The sequence below is a fragment of the Streptomyces sp. NPDC001920 genome (genome assembly GCF_053594495.1).
Genome location: NZ_JBSFEP010000002.1, coordinates 354,013 through 370,338, shown reverse-complemented (window position 1 = coordinate 370,338; position 16,326 = coordinate 354,013). Strand labels below are relative to the sequence as shown.

The 16,326-nt window shown below is 68.6% G+C and carries 15 protein-coding genes; 10 read left to right on the top strand and 5 right to left on the bottom strand.

Features of this window, described 5'->3' with window-relative positions:
• Positions 1–21: 21 nt before the first annotated feature.
• Positions 22–1,206, bottom strand: coding sequence for a quinolinate synthase NadA (gene nadA, locus ACWCPI_RS04250; RefSeq protein WP_048585181.1), 1,185 nt, complete (start codon positions 1,204–1,206; stop codon positions 22–24).
• A 327-nt stretch (positions 1,207–1,533) separates the two neighbouring features.
• On the opposite strand from nadA, the gene erpA reads away from it, so the two are divergent.
• Entirely contained in the window at positions 1,534–1,890 is a 357-nt protein-coding gene (gene erpA, locus ACWCPI_RS04245; protein ID WP_019756460.1) for an iron-sulfur cluster insertion protein ErpA, read from the top strand.
• Positions 1,891–1,977: 87 nt separating this feature from the next.
• On the opposite strand, the gene ACWCPI_RS04240 is transcribed toward erpA, so the two are convergent.
• Together ACWCPI_RS04240 and ACWCPI_RS04235 are read right to left on the bottom strand one after the other, a co-directional pair.
• Entirely contained in the window at positions 1,978–3,828 is a 1,851-nt protein-coding gene (locus ACWCPI_RS04240; RefSeq protein WP_451036643.1) for a hypothetical protein, read from the bottom strand.
• A 181-nt stretch (positions 3,829–4,009) separates the two neighbouring features.
• Positions 4,010–4,219: a hypothetical protein gene (locus ACWCPI_RS04235; RefSeq protein WP_451036642.1), complete on the bottom strand. Its 210-nt coding sequence runs from the start codon at positions 4,217–4,219 to the stop codon at positions 4,010–4,012.
• Positions 4,220–4,349: 130 nt separating this feature from the next.
• Between ACWCPI_RS04235 and ACWCPI_RS04230 the strand changes: the two genes are divergently transcribed.
• A complete protein-coding gene (locus ACWCPI_RS04230; RefSeq protein WP_451036641.1) occupies positions 4,350–5,324 on the top strand; it encodes a carbohydrate kinase family protein in 975 nt (324 codons plus the stop codon).
• A 75-nt stretch (positions 5,325–5,399) separates the two neighbouring features.
• Here the strand turns inward: ACWCPI_RS04230 and ACWCPI_RS04225 are convergent, their stop codons facing one another.
• The gene (locus ACWCPI_RS04225; RefSeq protein WP_451036640.1) at positions 5,400–6,779 is read right to left on the bottom strand and encodes an aminotransferase class V-fold PLP-dependent enzyme; all 1,380 of its coding nucleotides are present in this window, start codon (positions 6,777–6,779) and stop codon (positions 5,400–5,402) included.
• A gap of 286 nt (positions 6,780–7,065) precedes the next feature.
• Here ACWCPI_RS04225 and ctaC point away from each other — a divergent pair, with 286 nt between their 5' ends.
• From ctaC to ACWCPI_RS04205, 4 genes are all read left to right on the top strand, one after another.
• Positions 7,066–8,031 carry an aa3-type cytochrome oxidase subunit II gene (gene ctaC, locus ACWCPI_RS04220; protein ID WP_388797955.1) on the top strand — a complete coding sequence of 322 codons (966 nt, stop codon included), beginning with the start codon at positions 7,066–7,068 and terminating at the stop codon, positions 8,029–8,031.
• Positions 8,028–9,764, top strand: coding sequence for an aa3-type cytochrome oxidase subunit I (ctaD, locus tag ACWCPI_RS04215; protein WP_451036639.1), 1,737 nt, complete (start codon positions 8,028–8,030; stop codon positions 9,762–9,764). Before ctaC ends, ctaD begins: the two co-directional genes overlap by 4 nt.
• Entirely contained in the window at positions 9,761–10,159 is a 399-nt protein-coding gene (locus tag ACWCPI_RS04210) for a cytochrome c oxidase subunit 4 (RefSeq protein WP_451036638.1), read from the top strand. Before ctaD ends, ACWCPI_RS04210 begins: the two co-directional genes overlap by 4 nt.
• Before the next feature lie 131 nt (positions 10,160–10,290).
• Positions 10,291–11,541: an Ig-like domain-containing protein gene (locus tag ACWCPI_RS04205; RefSeq protein ID WP_451036637.1), complete on the top strand. Its 1,251-nt coding sequence runs from the start codon at positions 10,291–10,293 to the stop codon at positions 11,539–11,541.
• Positions 11,542–11,569: 28 nt separating this feature from the next.
• On the opposite strand, the gene ACWCPI_RS04200 is transcribed toward ACWCPI_RS04205, so the two are convergent.
• The gene (locus tag ACWCPI_RS04200; RefSeq protein WP_388797943.1) at positions 11,570–11,971 is read right to left on the bottom strand and encodes a response regulator; all 402 of its coding nucleotides are present in this window, start codon (positions 11,969–11,971) and stop codon (positions 11,570–11,572) included.
• 145 nt (positions 11,972–12,116) lie between these two features.
• Here ACWCPI_RS04200 and ctaE point away from each other — a divergent pair, with 145 nt between their 5' ends.
• The 4 genes from ctaE (at position 12,117) to qcrB (ending at position 16,309) form a co-directional block, all read left to right on the top strand.
• Positions 12,117–12,737, top strand: coding sequence for an aa3-type cytochrome oxidase subunit III (gene ctaE, locus ACWCPI_RS04195; RefSeq protein ID WP_451036636.1), 621 nt, complete (start codon positions 12,117–12,119; stop codon positions 12,735–12,737).
• A 79-nt stretch (positions 12,738–12,816) separates the two neighbouring features.
• Positions 12,817–13,629, top strand: a complete 813-nt coding sequence (qcrC, locus tag ACWCPI_RS04190) for a cytochrome bc1 complex diheme cytochrome c subunit (protein WP_451036635.1) — start codon at positions 12,817–12,819, stop codon at positions 13,627–13,629.
• Positions 13,626–14,675 (top strand): cytochrome bc1 complex Rieske iron-sulfur subunit, encoded by a 1,050-nt coding sequence (qcrA, locus tag ACWCPI_RS04185; protein WP_451036634.1) that lies wholly within the window; start codon positions 13,626–13,628, stop codon positions 14,673–14,675. The genes qcrC and qcrA overlap by 4 nt, the downstream gene beginning before the upstream one ends.
• On the top strand, positions 14,672–16,309 hold the full coding sequence (qcrB, locus tag ACWCPI_RS04180; RefSeq protein WP_451036633.1) for a cytochrome bc1 complex cytochrome b subunit: 1,638 nt from the start codon (positions 14,672–14,674) through the stop codon (positions 16,307–16,309). The genes qcrA and qcrB overlap by 4 nt, the downstream gene beginning before the upstream one ends.
• The last annotated feature ends 17 nt before the right edge of the window (positions 16,310–16,326 follow it).

Sequence of the window (16,326 nt, the reverse complement as noted above, 5' to 3'; positions counted from 1 at the left end):
GCCTCGGGGCCACGGCAGGGCCTACGGCAGCGCGAGCATCCGCTCCAGGGCCAGCTTGGCGAACGCCTCGGTCTCCTTGTCGACCTCGATCCGGTTGACGAGGTTGCCCTCGGCCAGGGACTCCAGGGCCCAGACCAGGTGGGGGAGGTCGATGCGGTTCATGGTCGAGCAGAAGCAGACCGTCTTGTCGAGGAAGACGATCTCCTTGCCCTCCGGCGCGAAACGGTTCGCCAGCCGGCGCACCAGGTTCAGTTCCGTGCCGATGGCCCACTTGGAGCCGGCCGGGGCGGCCTCCAGGGCCTTGATGATGTACTCCGTCGAGCCGACGTAGTCCGCCGCGGCCACGACCTCGTGCTTGCATTCGGGGTGGACGAGGACGTTCACGCCCGGGATGCGCTCGCGCACGTCGTTCACCGAGTCCAGGCTGAAGCGGCCGTGCACCGAGCAGTGGCCGCGCCACAGGATCATCTTCGCGGCGCGCAGCTCGTCGGCGGTCAGTCCGCCGTTCGGCTTGTGCGGGTTGTAGACGACGCAGTCCTCCAGGGACATGCCCATGTCCCGCACGGCGGTGTTGCGCCCGAGGTGCTGGTCGGGCAGGAACAGGACCTTCTCACCCTGCTCGAAGGCCCAGTCCAGGGCACGCTTGGCGTTCGAGGAGGTGCAGATCGTGCCGCCGTGCTTGCCCGTGAAGGCCTTGATGTCGGCGGACGAGTTCATGTACGAGACGGGGACGACCTGCTCGGCTATCCCTGCCTCGGTCAGCACGTCCCAGCACTCGGCGACCTGCTCGGCGGTCGCCATGTCGGCCATCGAGCAGCCGGCGGCGAGGTCGGGCAGGACCACCTTCTGGTCGTCGGACGTGAGGATGTCCGCCGACTCCGCCATGAAGTGCACGCCGCAGAACACGATGTACTCGGCCTCCGGGCGCGCGGCCGCGTCCCGGGCCAGCTTGAAGGAGTCGCCGGTGACATCCGCGAACTGGATGACCTCGTCGCGCTGGTAGTGGTGGCCGAGCACGAAGACCTTGTTCCCGAGCTTCGCCTTGGCCGCGCGGGCGCGCTCGACCAGGTCCGGGTCGGACGGCGACGGCAGGTCACCGGGGCACTCGACACCGCGCTCGCTCCGCGGGTCGGCCTCGCGGCCGAGCAGCAGCAGGGCGAGGGGCGTCGGCTGTACGTCGAGCTCCTGGGTCTGGGCGGTGGTCACGACACGCACCCTTTCTGTTCTGCGGCTCGCCGGGACCGGAACGACCGGACCCGGCGGGTCATGCGGGACACCTTCATCGACTTCTCGTCGATTTGACGCTATCTATCATAACTGGTTCACGTCACTTTGACGATGTCCATCGTGTCGATGTGACGTGAATCCCGGCGAAGGGTAGGCGTATTCCCCGAAGAGGCGTTTTCCGCTTCGCACGCCGTGTGCGAGCATGAAGAGAAACCGAAAGACAAGCGCCCGGCCCGGAATGAATCCGCGGCCCCGCCGGTTGCAACCGTCGGCAAGCAGTCTCCGTACAACCCGGGAGAGATGTAGATGTCCGTATCGGACGAGACCAGCACCGTCACCGACGGCATCGTCCTGACCGACGCCGCCGCGTCCAAGGTCAAGGCCCTGCTCGACCAGGAAGGCCGTGACGACCTCGCCCTGCGTGTGGCCGTCCAGCCGGGTGGCTGCTCCGGCCTGCGCTACCAGCTCTTCTTCGACGAGCGTTCCCTCGACGGTGACGTGGAGAAGGACTTCGACGGTGTGAAGGTCGTCACCGACCGCATGAGCGCCCCGTACCTGGGCGGTGCCACCATCGACTTCGTCGACACCATCGAGAAGCAGGGCTTCACGATCGACAACCCGAACGCGACCGGCTCCTGCGCCTGCGGCGACTCCTTCAGCTGAGCCCGCCGCGCCGCTTCGGCGCGCTGGGACACCGAAAAGGCGGCGACCCCCTCCGACGGGGCCGCCGCCTTTCGCTGTCCGCGGGCCCTACCGGGCCCCGGACGTCCGCGGCGCGTCCGGAAGCACGCTCCCCGGCTTCTCCAGCGGGAGCGCCTGGCCGTCCGTGCCCACGACCTTGCGGTCGCCGATCGGCTCGTCCAGCTGCACGGTCCGGTGGAACACCTTCGCCACCTGGATGCAGATCGTGTCCGGTCGCGAGGTCTCGGTCACCCGGACCGTCACCCGGTCGTCGCTCTCGCTCGCGGTCACCTCGTAGTCGGCGCACACACCACCCGTGAAGGCCACGGTCAGCTCCCGGCCGTCGGCCGTGTAGCCGTCCACCGTCACGTTCCGTGTGACGGGTTCCGAGGTCGGCTCGTCCTTCGGCCCGGTCGGCCGCGGGCTCGGCTGCTCGGGCGGCGTCTGCGCGGGTGTGCTCGAAGCCAGGTACTCCGGGTCGATCGCCGGATACGTGACCGTGAAGCTGTCCCGCGCGCCCGGCGCCCGCACCTCGAACAGCCAGGACGGCACCAGCGCCTGCCGGGCGTCCACATGGTGCGCGGCCAGCCCGAACACCGCCTTCTCGACCGTGAGGACGTCCTTCGCCGGCGCACCCGTCGACGCCGGCGCCCCACACGGCGCCTCGGGCCGGTTCTCCAGCGGGGCGGGACTGGCGCAGCCCCCGATGCCCGCACGGCGGTCGGTCCCCGGCGCCGCGTTCATCAGCCCGAGCGTCTTCCCGGCGTCCAGCACGGGATACGTGTCCCCCTTCACCGGTGCCTTCAACTGGCCGCTCCCGCCGACCACCGAGCCGTCGGCGCCCACGGTCACGCCGGTCGTCCAGCCGTAGGTGGGCAGGCCACCGACCACGGGGTTCGCGTTGACGACCCGCTGGGCGCCCATCACCTGGCTCGCGTCGCGCTTCGCGTCACCCTGACCCACGGCCGCCAGCACCGGAGCGGCCGCCCGCTTCGCGGTCTCCTCGTCGACCGGGTCGCCGTCCGCGGCGCGGAGGTCCTTGTGGCAGACGGTGGTGGACCGGCAGTCGTCGGTGCCGGGAGAGTGCCGGTAGAACGTCCAGGTCCCCGGCGCCTGCCTGTTCACCTGGAGACTGGGCCCCGCCCCGTCCTGCGCGCCGATCCGCCAGGCCTGCCCCTGCGCCACGGGCGTCCCGTCCACCCCGAGCGCCTCGGCCAGCCGCGCCACCTCGTCCTCGCCGACCTCGCCGGCGGCCCGGTACACCGGCGCCGAGCCGGGCCCGTCGGGCAGTTCGCCGGCGGCCTCGTAGGTCACGCCGTACGGGTTGGGCTCCCCGGGCGCGATGCCGCCCGTGTCGCCCCCGGTGTAGCCGTCGAGCCGGAGCGGCGGGGGAGTGTCGCCGCCGGGCGCCGAGGACGTCGTACCGCTGTCCGGCCCGCCGGACACGTTCGCGGCCAGGAACGCCCCACCGCCACCGACGAGCAGGACGGCGGCGGCGACGGAGGCGATGACGGCGGGGGAGCGTCGGCGCGCCGGTCCGGCGGGCTCGCCCGCGCCGGGATCCGGAGTGGCGTCCGGTGCCTCGTCGGGATCCGGAGTGGCGTCCGGTGCCTCGTCGGCACCGGCCCGCTCACCGGCGTCGGCGGCAGCGGCGTCCGCATCGGCGCCGACCGCCTCACCCTCGCCCCCGGCCTTCTCGGCGTCGCGCTCGCGCTCCACGTCCGCCTGGGCCTCGGCCTCGGCGTCCGGCCCGCTCCCGGCCACGGCGGCACCCTCGTCCTCGGCGTCGGGAACGGGTGTGCCGTTCTCCCGGGCACCGGGAGCCTCGGTGCCGGCGGCGCCCTCCTCCTGCCGGGCGTCCTGCTCCTCGGCGGAGGCGTCGGCGCCCGTGTCGTCGTTCTCGGGTCGCTCGGTGTTCACCGCATCGCTCCTTCGGCTGCGCACATGTCCCATGACCCTGACCAGACCCTGTCAAAAAGGTCGGTCCGCCGGGTCGTATCCCGCATCCCCTTTACGGGGGACAGCGATGGGACGCAGCGGGGGAGCGCACGGTTCCCCGAAAGGCGCCGATCGGGCCGCCGGATTTCGAACGGTCCGCCGGTCAGTCGCCGTAGTCCGACATGGCGTCCAGCAGCCGCGCCGACTTCGGCGGCACGGTGACCCCGTGGATGAGTGACGGGGAGACGGGACGGGAAAGGACACGGTCGGGAACGGCCCAGTGGGGCACCATCCGCGCGCAGTCTCCGAGCAGCGACGCGAGATCGACCTCAGGGTCGGCCGGAGCGGGGGCGTGGACCTCGAATTTCGTCATAGGGCACCGTAGACATGACGAAGCGCGCGAAGAAAGATCTACTATCGGGTAGTTTCGTCCGCTTCAGAGTCCCGGTCACGAACGGTAGCGTGGACTGTCAATTCCACCTCCCCGCAGGAGACTCCACGCCGTGCGCATCGCAGTCACCGGCTCCATCGCCACCGACCATCTCATGACCTTCCCCGGCCGCTTCGCCGACCAGTTCGTAGCGGACCAGTTGCACACGGTCTCGCTCTCCTTCCTGGTCGACAACCTGGACGTACGCCGGGGCGGCGTCGGCGCGAACATCGCCTTCGGCATGGGCCAGCTGGGCACGAAGCCGATCCTGGTCGGCGCCGCGGGCTCCGACTTCGACGACTACCGGTCCTGGCTGGACCGGCACGGCGTGGACACCGGCTCGGTCCGTATCTCCGAGACCCTGCACACCGCCCGCTTCGTCTGCACCACCGACGCCGACCACAACCAGATCGGCTCCTTCTACACCGGCGCGATGAGCGAGGCCCGCCTGATCGAGCTCAAGACCGTCGCGGACCGCGTGGGCGGCCTCGACCTGGTCCTCATCGGTGCCGACGACCCCGAGGCGATGCTCCGCCACACCGAGGAGTGCCGCTCCCGCGGGATCCCGTTCGCCGCGGACTTCTCCCAGCAGATCGCCCGTATGAACGGCGAGGAGATCCGCATCCTGCTGGAGGGGGCGACCTACCTCTTCTCCAACGAGTACGAGAAGGGTTTGATCGAGTCCAAGACCGGCTGGACCGACGAGGAGATCCTGTCCAAGGTCGGCCACCGCATCACGACCCTCGGCTCGCGCGGTGTGCGCATCGAGCGGACCGGTCAGGACCCCGTCGAGGTCGGCTGCCCCGACGAGGAGAGCAAGACCGACCCCACGGGCGTCGGCGACGCCTTCCGTGCCGGGTTCCTGTCGGGGGTGGCGTGGGGTCTGTCCCTGGAGCGGGCCGCGCAGGTCGGGTGCATGCTGGCGACGCTCGTCATCGAGACGGTGGGGACGCAGGAGTACCAGCTGCGGCGGGTGCACTTCATGGAGCGGCTGGCGAAGGCGTACGGGGACGCCGCCGCCGAAGAGGTTCGCAAGCACCTCGACTGAGGCCGGGTGCGCCTGCGCGCCCGAAGAGGCGGGCGCGCAGGCGGGTGCGGACCCCTTGTGCCCCTGCAGGGGCCTTCAGGCCACCCGGCGGACGACGTACGCCGTCCCCCGTTGTGCCGGTTCCTCGCCCACGTACTGCTGGCCCCGCATCTCGCACCACGCCGGGATGTCCAGACGGGCCGCCTCGTCGTCCGACAGCACACGGATCGTGCCGCCCACGGGGACATCGCCGATGACCTTGGCGAGCTCGATGACGGGGATCGGGCACCGCTTGCCGAGGGAGTCCACGACCAGGACGTCCTCCTCCCGCACGACCGCCCCGGCAACCGGTGCTCCGAGCTTCTCCCGCACCCCCGCGACGGCCCCCGGCAGCACCTCCAGGAACCGTTCCACGTCCTTCGCCGCCGTCCCGAACGGCAGGGACACCCGTACGTTCCCCTCGCTCAGCACCCCCATCGCCTTCAGCACATGGCTCGGCGTCAGCGTGCTGCTCGTGCAGGACGAGCCGGACGAGACCGAGAACCCGGCCCGGTCCAGCTCGTGCAACAGGGTCTCCCCGTCGACATAGAGACAGGAGAAGGTGACGATCCCGGGCAGCCGCCGCTCCGGATCCCCGACGACCTCCACATCCGGCACCAGTCGCGGCACCCCCGCCCGGATCCGCTCCGTCAGCTCCCGCAGCCGCACCGCCTCTTGGGCCGCCTCCGCCCGGACCGCCCGCAGCGAGGCCGCCGCGGCGACGATCGCCGGGATGTTCTCGAACCCGGCCGCCCGCCCCGACTCCCGCTCGTCGGCGGGCCCTTGCGCGGCGAACCGCGTCCCCTTGCGTACGACGAGCAGGCCGACCCCCGACGGGCCACCCCACTTGTGGGCGCTCCCGGTCAGCACCGACCAGTCGCCCTCGACCCGTCCCCAGGCCAGCGACTGCGCCGCGTCCACCAGCAGCGGCACCCCGGCCTCCCGGCACACCCCGGCCACCTCCGCGACCGGCTGCTCGGTCCCCACCTCGTGGTTGGCCGACTGCAGACAGGCGAGCGCGGTGTCGGACCGCAGCGCGTCCGCGTAGCCCCGCACGCTCACCGCCCCCGCCCGGTCCACCGCGACCTGGGTGACCGTTCCCCCGTCCCTCTCGTGCGCGTCAGCCGCATGGAGGACGCAGGAGTGTTCGACGGCGGACACGATCAGGTGGCGTCCGATCCGGCGCCGGCCCGCCAACACCCCGGCGACACCCGAGTGGACGGCTTTCGTCCCCGATGGGGTGAACACCAACTCGTCGGCACGGCAGCCCACGACCTCGGCGGCCGCCTCCCGGGCCGCGTCCAGCAACAACCGTGCCCGGCGCCCCTCCCGGTACAGACGCGCGGGATCGGCCCACCCCTCGTCGAGGGAGGCCTGCAGAGCCTGCCGCGCAACGGGATGAAGAGGAGCGCTGGAAGCAGCGTCGAAGTAGCCCACACACCCACGCTAGACGCCCGTGCACCGCAACGCCGCAAAGGGGTTCGGGGCGGTCGCGTCAGCGGCTCCGCCCCGGGCGTGACAAGCCCGAACGGACCCGCACCCGCCAAACCAGCGAACCACCCCACCCCATAGGGACCCCTCCCCGTGAACCCCTGGAAGGCGTCGGCTAGGGTTTGGTCCGCATAAACATCCAAACCCCTGCCCGACGCAGGGCGGCGACCGACCAGCGAGAAGGCCAGGCCGCAGCCAACACGCGCGGGCGAGACTCTCGGGAAGGCGCTACGTGAGTCCCAACGGCTCCGACCGCTCGCCGCGGCGCCCGATGCGGCGGAAGCTGCTGCAGGCAATGACTGCGGGCCTGGTCCTGGCGACAGCCACCGGTTGCTCGTACAACTGGGAAGACTTCCCCCGTCTTGGTATGCCCACCCCGACCACGGAAGAGGCTCCGCGGATCCTCTCCCTGTGGCAGGGGTCCTGGGCGGCGGCGCTCGCCGTCGGCGTGCTGGTGTGGGGCCTCATCCTGTGGAGCGCCATCTTCCACCGGCGTAGCCGCACCAAGGTCGAGGTCCCTCCGCAGACCCGGTACAACATGCCCATCGAGGCGCTGTACACCGTGGTCCCGCTGATCATCGTCTCGGTCCTGTTCTATTTCACGGCCCGCGACGAGTCGAAGCTCCTCAGCCTCAAGGACAAGCCCGACGTCACCGTCAACGTCGTCGGCTTCCAGTGGAGCTGGTGCTTCAACATGGTCGCGAACGTCGAAGGTTCCACCGGCGACGCCAAGACGGCGAAGGAACTGGACGCGATTCCGAACCGGTACAAGGAAGACTTCCCGGCCGACGCCGGCGGTGTCTACGACTGCGGCACCCCCGGCACCCGGAACCCGCAGACGGGCAACCCGGGCCCGACCCTGTGGCTGCCCAAGGGCAAGACGGTCCGCTTCGTCCTCACCTCGCGTGACGTCATCCACTCCTTCTGGGTGGTGCCGTTCCTGATGAAGCAGGACGTCATCCCGGGCCACACCAACGCCTTCGAGGTGACCCCCAACCGTGAGGGCACCTTCCTGGGCAAGTGCGCCGAGCTGTGCGGCGTCGACCACTCCCGGATGCTGTTCAACGTGAAGGTCGTCTCCCCCGAGCGGTACGAGCAGCACCTCAAGGACCTCGCCAAGAAGGGGCAGACCGGTTACGTTCCCGCCGGCATCGCGCAGACGAGCCACGAGAAGAACCGGGAGACGACAAACCTGTGAGCATCCTCAACGAACCCCAGGGTGCCGCGGCAGCTGAGGACTCGTACGAGAACGAGCTGCCGGTCCGGCGCCGGCAACCCGGCAACGTCGTGGTCAAGTGGCTCACCACCACCGACCACAAGACGATCGGAACGCTGTACCTCGTCACGTCGTTCGCGTTCTTCGTGATCGGTGGCGTGATGGCGCTGCTCATGCGCGCCGAGCTGGCCCGGCCTGGTCTGCAGATCATGTCGAACGAGCAGTTCAACCAGGCGTTCACGATGCACGGCACGATCATGCTGCTGATGTTCGCGACGCCGCTGTTCGCCGGCTTCGCGAACTGGATCATGCCGCTGCAGATCGGCGCGCCGGACGTGGCCTTCCCCCGGCTGAACATGTTCGCCTACTGGCTGTACCTGTTCGGCTCGCTCATCGCGGTCGGTGGCTTCCTCACCCCGCAGGGCGCGGCCGACTTCGGCTGGTTCGCCTACTCCCCGCTGTCGGACGCGGTCCGCAGCCCGGGCATCGGCGCCGACATGTGGATCATGGGCCTGGCCTTCTCCGGCTTCGGCACCATCCTCGGCTCGGTCAACTTCATCACCACGATCATCTGCATGCGCGCCCCCGGCATGACGATGTTCCGCATGCCGATCTTCACCTGGAACGTGCTGCTGACCGGTGTGCTGGTCCTGCTCGCCTTCCCGGTGCTGGCCGCGGCGCTGTTCGCGCTGGAGGCGGACCGCAAGTTCGGCGCGCACATCTTCGACTCGGCCAACGGCGGAGCGCTGCTGTGGCAGCACCTCTTCTGGTTCTTCGGCCATCCGGAGGTGTACATCATCGCGCTGCCGTTCTTCGGCATCATCAGTGAGGTCATCCCGGTCTTCTCCCGCAAGCCGATGTTCGGCTACATGGGTCTGATCGCGGCGACCATCGCGATCGCGGGTCTGTCCGTGACGGTGTGGGCGCACCACATGTACGTCACCGGCGGTGTGCTGCTGCCGTTCTTCGCCTTCATGACGTTCCTCATCGCCGTACCCACCGGCGTGAAGTTCTTCAACTGGATCGGCACCATGTGGAAGGGCTCACTGTCCTTCGAGACGCCGATGCTGTGGGCGACCGGCTTCCTCATCACCTTCACCTTCGGTGGTCTGACCGGCGTCATCCTGGCGTCGCCGCCGCTGGACTTCCACATCTCCGACTCGTACTTCGTGGTGGCGCACTTCCACTACGTCGTCTTCGGCACGGTGGTGTTCGCGATGTTCTCCGGCTTCCACTTCTGGTGGCCGAAGTTCACCGGCAAGATGCTCGACGAGCGCCTCGGCAAGATCACGTTCTGGACGCTGTTCATCGGCTTCCACGGCACCTTCCTGGTCCAGCACTGGCTGGGTGCCGAGGGCATGCCGCGTCGTTACGCCGACTACCTGGCGGCCGACGGCTTCACCGCCCTGAACACCATCTCGACGATCGCCTCGTTCGTGCTCGGCGCGTCGCTCCTGCCGTTCTTCTACAACGTGTGGAAGACCGCCAAGTACGGCAAGCCGGTCGGCGTCGACGACCCGTGGGGCTACGGCCGCTCGCTGGAGTGGGCGACGTCCTGCCCGCCGCCGCGGCACAACTTCCTCACCCTGCCGCGGATCCGTTCCGAATCCCCGGCGTTCGACCTGCACCACCCTGAGATCGCCGCACTCGACCAGCTCGAGAACGCCCCTCACGGTGAGAAGGCTCTGGCTGGTGGCAAGGAGGCCGGCAAGTGAAGGTCCAAGGCAGGATGTTCATCTGGCTGAGCGTCTTCATCCTCGCCATGGCGATCGTCTATGGCGTGTGGTCGAAGGAGCCGGCCGGTACCACGGCCCTCTTCCTGGCCTTCGGGCTGGCCATCATGATCGGTTTCTACCTCGGCTTCACGGCCAAGCGGGTCGACACCGGTGCGCAGGACAACAAGGAAGCGGACGTCGCGGACGACGCCGGCGAGGTCGGGTTCTTCAGCCCGCACAGCTGGCAGCCCCTCTCCCTCGCGATCGGCGGTGCCCTCGCCTTCCTGGCGATCGCCGTCGGCTGGTGGCTGCTGTACTTCTCGATGCCGCTGATCCTGGTCGGCCTCTGGGGCTGGGTGTTCGAGTACTACCGCGGTGAGAACCGCACCCAGTAACACGAGCTGAGCTCATCAGGAGCCCGGACCCTCCGTCAGGAGCGTCCGGGCTCCTGCGTCTGCCGCAATCGGAATCACTCGTACGCGTCACCCCGCGCGCCATGCCCGACCTGGCTTCCTAGCGTGAAGCCATGAGCCACACGCCACCGCGCACGAGCACAGTCATAGGCTGCACGCTGCTGGTCATAGCCCTCGGGGTGGGCGTCACCAGCTGCGGCAGCGACGGCAACCCGCTTTCCGCCGCCCCGTACGACGCGGCGGACCAGATCGCCTTCAACGGCCCGTCGGGCGACGGCAAGAAGGCCGACCCCGACAAACCCCTGGAAGTCACCACCGAGGACTCCGACGGCCGCATCACGGACGTCACCGCCAGGGACGCCGCAGGACGCTACGTCGCGGGCGAACTCTCCGCCGACGGCACCCGCTGGCACAGCACCTCCCCGCTCGCCGCCAACGCCCGCTACACGGTCCGCGTGAGCACCGAGGACGAGGACGGCGCCCCCGGCCGCAAGGTCCTCACCTTCGACACCAGCAGGCCGACCACGAAGAAGCTGACGGTCACGTTCGGCCCCAGGGCGGGCAAGTACGGCGTGGGCCAGCCCATCACGGCCGAGCTGAGCAGCCCCGTCAAGGACAGCAAGCAGCGGGCGATAGTCGAGAGCGCCCTCAAGGTCGACTCCATACCCGCGGTCAAGGGCGCCTGGCACTGGGTGGACGACAAGAAGCTGCACTACCGCCCGATGGAGTACTGGCCGACCCACGCCACCGTCCGGGCCCGCAGCAATCTGGAGGGCATCAAGATCAGCGACCGCCTCCGAGGCGGCGCGGCCGAGCCCCTGACCATCACCACCGGCGACCGGGTCGTCGCCGTCACGGACGCCGCGACGCACCAGATGACCGTCTACCGCAACGGCGAGGTCATCAGGCAGATCCCGGTCACCACGGGCAAGCCCGGCTACGACACCCGCAACGGCGTCAAGGTGGTCCTCGCCAAGGAAGGCACCGTTCGCATGACCAGCGCGAGCATCGGTGCCTCGGACTTCTACGACCTGACCGTCCACCACTCCGTCAGGGTCACCAACAGCGGCGAGTACGTCCACGCCGCCCCCTGGTCGACAGGCTCCCAGGGGTACGCCAACGTCAGCCACGGCTGCACGGGCATGAGCCCCGGCAACGCCGCGTGGTTCTACGACACCATCAGCGAGGGCGACATCGTCGAGGTCGTCAACTCGGGCGGCGACACCATGGCCCCCTTCGGCAACGGCTTCGGCGACTGGAACCTGCCGTGGAAGAAGTGGCGCACCGGCAGCGCCCTGGTGGGCGGCACGCCGGACGGCCCGAGCCCGGCGGAACGCGCCAGGCTGAGGCCGCAGAGCGTGTGAGCGCCCTCCAGGGAGGCGTATCCGGCCCCTAGGCGCTCTGCAGCCTCTTCGTACGCAGCAGGGAGGCCAGCGCCCCCGCGAACTCCACCGGCTCCACAGGCAACGTCACGGCCGCCTCGGCCCGGCTCCACGTGGCCAGCCACGCATCCTGCGGCCGCCCGATCAGCAGCAGCACCGGCGGGGCGTTGAACACCTCGTCCTTGATCTGCCGGCAGAGTCCCATGCCCCCCATGGGCACCGCCTCGCCGTCCAGGACGCAGACGTCGATCCCGCCCTTGTCCAGCTCCTTGACGACGGCGGCCGCAGTCGCGCACTCCACGAACTCCACGACAGGGACATCCGGGGCGGGCCTGCGCCCCGTCGCCAACCTCACCTGCTCGCGGGTGTTGGAGTCGTCGCTGTAGACCAGCACCGTGGCGGTCGGCTGCATTGTTCCTCCGTGACGTCAGCGTCGTAAGGACAGGCCTGTTGCGCCGGATGCTACTCCCTTGAACACCACGTCAACACCGGTATGAACGGGGAAGACACTCCGAACGGCACCCCCCGGAGTGAGGGCGGGATAAGCGACCGACATAATGTCGGTCGTGGCGACAGCAACGACAGTAGACAAGGGTCACGCGCACCCGTCGGTCAATCGACCGAACCTCACCAGCGTCGGAACCATCATCTGGTTGAGTTCCGAGCTGATGTTCTTCGCGGCCCTCTTCGCGATGTACTTCACCCTGCGATCGGTGACGGGTCCGGACTTCTGGCACGAGAAGGCGGACGCCCTGAACTTCCCGTTCTCGGCGACGAACACCACGATCCTGGTGCTCTCCTCCCTCACCTGCCAGCTCGGCGTCTTCGCCGCCGAGCGAGGTGACGTGAAGAAGCTCCGGGGCTGGTTCATCGTCACCTTCATCATGGGTGCCATCTTCATCGGCGGTCAGGTGTACGAGTACACCGAGCTGGTCAAGCACGAGGGCCTCTCGCTCTCGTCCGACCCGTACGGCTCGGTCTTCTACCTGACCACCGGCTTCCACGGCCTGCACGTGACGGGCGGCCTCATCGCCTTCCTGCTGGTCCTCGGCCGTACGTACATGGCCAAGAGGTTCACGCACGAGCAGGCGACCGCCGCGATCGTCGTGTCCTACTACTGGCACTTCGTCGATGTCGTCTGGATCGGCCTCTTCGCCACGATCTACATGATCAAGTAGCCGGGCCCGATCCGGCGCGCGTTCCACAACGCACCTACCAGAAGCATCGACGCAGAAGATCCTGACACCGGGGTAATCCGTGAAAAAGCTCTCCGCACGACGACGCCATCCGCTGGCGGCGGTCGTCGTCCTACTCCTCGCGCTGGCGTGCACGGGGGGGCTGTACGCCGTGTTCGCGCCCGCGGACAAGGCGCAGGCCGAGGAAACCGCCCAGTCCCTCACCATCGAGGAGGGCAAGAAGCTCTACGCCGTCGGCTGCGCCAGCTGCCACGGAACCGGCGGTCAGGGCACCTCCGACGGTCCGAGCCTGGTGGGCGTCGGCGCCGCGGCCGTCGACTTCCAGGTGTCGACGGGCCGTATGCCGGCCGCCACCTCCCAGGGCGCCCAGGTCCCGCGGAAGAAGAACATCTACTCGCAGGCCGAGATCGACCAGCTCGCGGCGTACATCGCCTCGCTGGGCGCCGGCCCGGCCGTCCCGACCGAGGAGCAGTACGGCCCCGAGGGAGCGGACATCGCCAAGGGCGGCGACCTCTTCCGCAACAACTGCGCCCAGTGCCACAACTTCACCGGTAAGGGCGGCGCGCTGACGCACGGCAAGTACGCGCCTTCGCTCGAGGGTGTCGACCCGAAGCACATCTACGAGGCCATGCAGACCGGCCCGCAGAACATGCCGTCGTTCCCCGACACCACGCTGTCGGAGCAGAACAAGAAGGACATCATCGCGTACCTGCACGCGGTCAACAGCGATGAGACGGAGAACCCCGGCGGTCTGGAGCTGGGCGGCCTCGGGCCGGTCAGCGAGGGTCTGTTCGGCTGGATCTTCGGCCTCGGCGGCCTGATCGCCGTCGCTGTGTGGGTCGCCGCTCGGACCGCAAAGGCCAAGAAGTCATGAGTAGCCAAGACATTCCAGAAGAGAACCTGCCGGCTGAGCAGGACGCCCACGTCGCGGTGGCGGACGAGAAGGACCCCTTCGCCGACCCTGGTCTGCCGCCGCACGAGCACCGGATCCAGGACATCGACGAGCGGGCCGCCAAGCGGTCCGAGCGCACGGTCGCCCTGCTGTTCACGCTGTCGATGCTGGCCACCGTCGGCTTCATCGCCTCGTTCGTGGCGATCCCCGTCGACAAGTCGGTCTTCATCTTCCCGCTGGGCCACATCAGCGCGCTGAACTTCGCGCTCGGTGTGACCCTCGGCCTCGCGCTGTTCTGCATCGGCGCGGGTGCGGTCCACTGGGCCCGCACCCTGATGTCCGACGTGGAGGTCGCGGACGAGCGGCACCCGATCCAGGCGTCGCCCGAGGTCAAGGCCAAGGTCATGGCCGACTTCAAGCAGGGCGCCAAGGAGTCCGCGCTGGGTCGCCGCAAGCTGATCCGCAACACCATGTTCGGTGCGCTGGCCCTGTTCCCGCTCTCCGGCGTCGTGCTGCTGCGTGACCTCGGCCCGCTGCCCGGCACCAAGCTGCGCCACACCATGTGGTCCAAGGGCAAGCTGCTCGTCAACATGAACACCAACGAGCCGCTGCGTCCCTCGGACGTCGCGGCCGGCTCCCTCACCTTCGCCAAGCCGGAGGGCCTGGAGGAGCACGACCACGGCTTCCAGAACGAGATCGCCAAGGCCGCCCTGATGATCGTCCGGCTCCAGCCCGACGACATCAAGGACAAGCGCGAGCTCGAATGGTCGCACGAGGGGATCGTCGCGTACTCGAAGATCTGCACCCACGTCGGTTGCCCGATCTCCCTGTACGAGCAGCAGACGCACCACGTGCTCTGCCCCTGCCACCAGTCCACCTTCGACCTCTCCGACGGTGCCCGAGTGATCTTCGGCCCGGCCGGTCACGCCCTGCCGCAGCTGCGCATCGGCGTGAACGACGAGGGCTACCTCGAGGCGCTCGGCGACTTCGAAGAGCCCGTCGGTCCTGCATTCTGGGAGCGCGGATGAGCACCACAGAGAAGACAGAGTCCCGCTCGCGCGGGAAGGCACCGGCCGGCGAGCGCGTCGCCGACTGGGCGGACGGCCGGCTCGGGATCTACTCCCTGGCCAAGGCCAACATGCGCAAGATCTTCCCCGACCACTGGTCGTTCATGCTGGGTGAGGTCTGCCTCTACAGCTTCATCATCATCATCCTCACGGGTGTGTACCTGACGCTGTTCTTCCACCCGTCGATGAACGAGGTGGAGTACCACGGCAGTTACGTCCCGCTCCAGGGACAGCTGATGAGCGAGGCGTTCAGCTCGACCCTGCACATCTCCTTCGACGTGCGCGGTGGTCTGCTCATCCGGCAGATCCACCACTGGGCGGCGATCATCTTCCTCGCCGGCATGTTCGTGCACATGATGCGCGTCTTCTTCACCGGCGCGTTCCGCAAGCCGCGTGAGATCAACTGGCTGTTCGGCTTCCTGCTGTTCGTCCTGGGCATGTTCACCGGTTTCACCGGCTACTCGCTCCCGGACGACCTGCTCTCCGGCACCGGTGTCCGCTTCACCCAGGGCGCCATCCTGTCCGTGCCGATCGTCGGTACGTACATCTCGATGTTCCTGTTCGGCGGCGAGTTCCCGGGCACCGACTTCGTGGCCCGCTTCTACTCGATCCACATCCTGCTGCTGCCGGGCATCATGCTCGGTCTGGTGGTCGGCCACCTGATCCTGGTCTTCTACCACAAGCACACGCAGTTCGCGGGTCCCGGCAAGAGCAACAAGAACGTCGTCGGCATGCCGCTGCTGCCGGTCTACATGGCCAAGGCCGGAGGCTTCTTCTTCCTGGTCTTCGGTGTCATCGCGCTCATCGCCGGCATCGCGTCCGTCAACCCGATCTGGGCCCTGGGCCCCTACCGGCCCGACTACGTGTCCACGGGCGCCCAGCCCGACTGGTATATGGGCTTCGCCGAGGGCCTCGTCCGCGCCATGCCGGGCTGGGAGATCAACTTCTGGGGTCACACGCTCGTCCTGGGCGTCTTCGTCCCGCTGGTGCTGTTCGGCATCTTCCTCGCCGTGATCGCCCTCTACCCGTTCATCGAGTCCTGGGTCACCGGTGACAAGCGCGAGCACCACCTGCTCGACCGCCCGCGCAACGCCCCGACCCGTACGGCCTTCGGTGTCGCCTGGGTCACCGGGTACATGATCATGCTGATCGGTGGTGGCAACGACATCATCGCCACCCACTTCCACCTGTCGATCAACGCGGTCACCTGGTTCGTCCGCATCGGGTTCTTCGTCGGACCGGTCATCGCCTTCGTCGTCACCAAGCGGATCTGCCTCGGCCTGCAGCGCCGGGACAAGGACAAGGTGCTGCACGGTCGCGAGTCCGGCATCATCAAGCGCCTGCCGCACGGTGAGTTCATCGAGGTGCACGAGCCGCTCAGCCAGGACGCGCTGCACACCCTCACCGCGCACGAGCAGTACAAGCCGCTCGAAATCGGCCCGACGGTCGACGAGAACGGCGTCGAGCGCAAGGTGAAGGGCTCGGAGAAGCTGCGCGCCAAGCTCAGCAAGTCGTACTTCGGCGAGGACGGTCAGATCCCCAAGCCGACCGTCGAGGAGTACAAGGAGATCACGAGCGGCCACGGCCACCACTGATCGCTGCGCACGCCACG

Excerpts from the sequence above, each read along its gene's own strand:
- erpA (WP_019756460.1), top strand. The coding sequence starts at position 1,534 with ATGTCCGTATCGGACGAGACCAGCACCGTCACCGACGGCATCGTCCTG.
- ACWCPI_RS04235 (WP_451036642.1), bottom strand. The coding sequence starts at position 4,219 with ATGACGAAATTCGAGGTCCACGCCCCCGCTCCGGCCGACCCTGAGGTC.
- ACWCPI_RS04205 (WP_451036637.1), top strand. The coding sequence starts at position 10,291 with ATGAGCCACACGCCACCGCGCACGAGCACAGTCATAGGCTGCACGCTG.
- ACWCPI_RS04200 (WP_388797943.1), bottom strand. The coding sequence starts at position 11,971 with ATGCAGCCGACCGCCACGGTGCTGGTCTACAGCGACGACTCCAACACC.
- ctaE (WP_451036636.1), top strand. The coding sequence starts at position 12,117 with ATGTCGGTCGTGGCGACAGCAACGACAGTAGACAAGGGTCACGCGCAC.
- qcrA (WP_451036634.1), top strand. The coding sequence starts at position 13,626 with ATGAGTAGCCAAGACATTCCAGAAGAGAACCTGCCGGCTGAGCAGGAC.
- qcrB (WP_451036633.1), top strand. The coding sequence starts at position 14,672 with ATGAGCACCACAGAGAAGACAGAGTCCCGCTCGCGCGGGAAGGCACCG.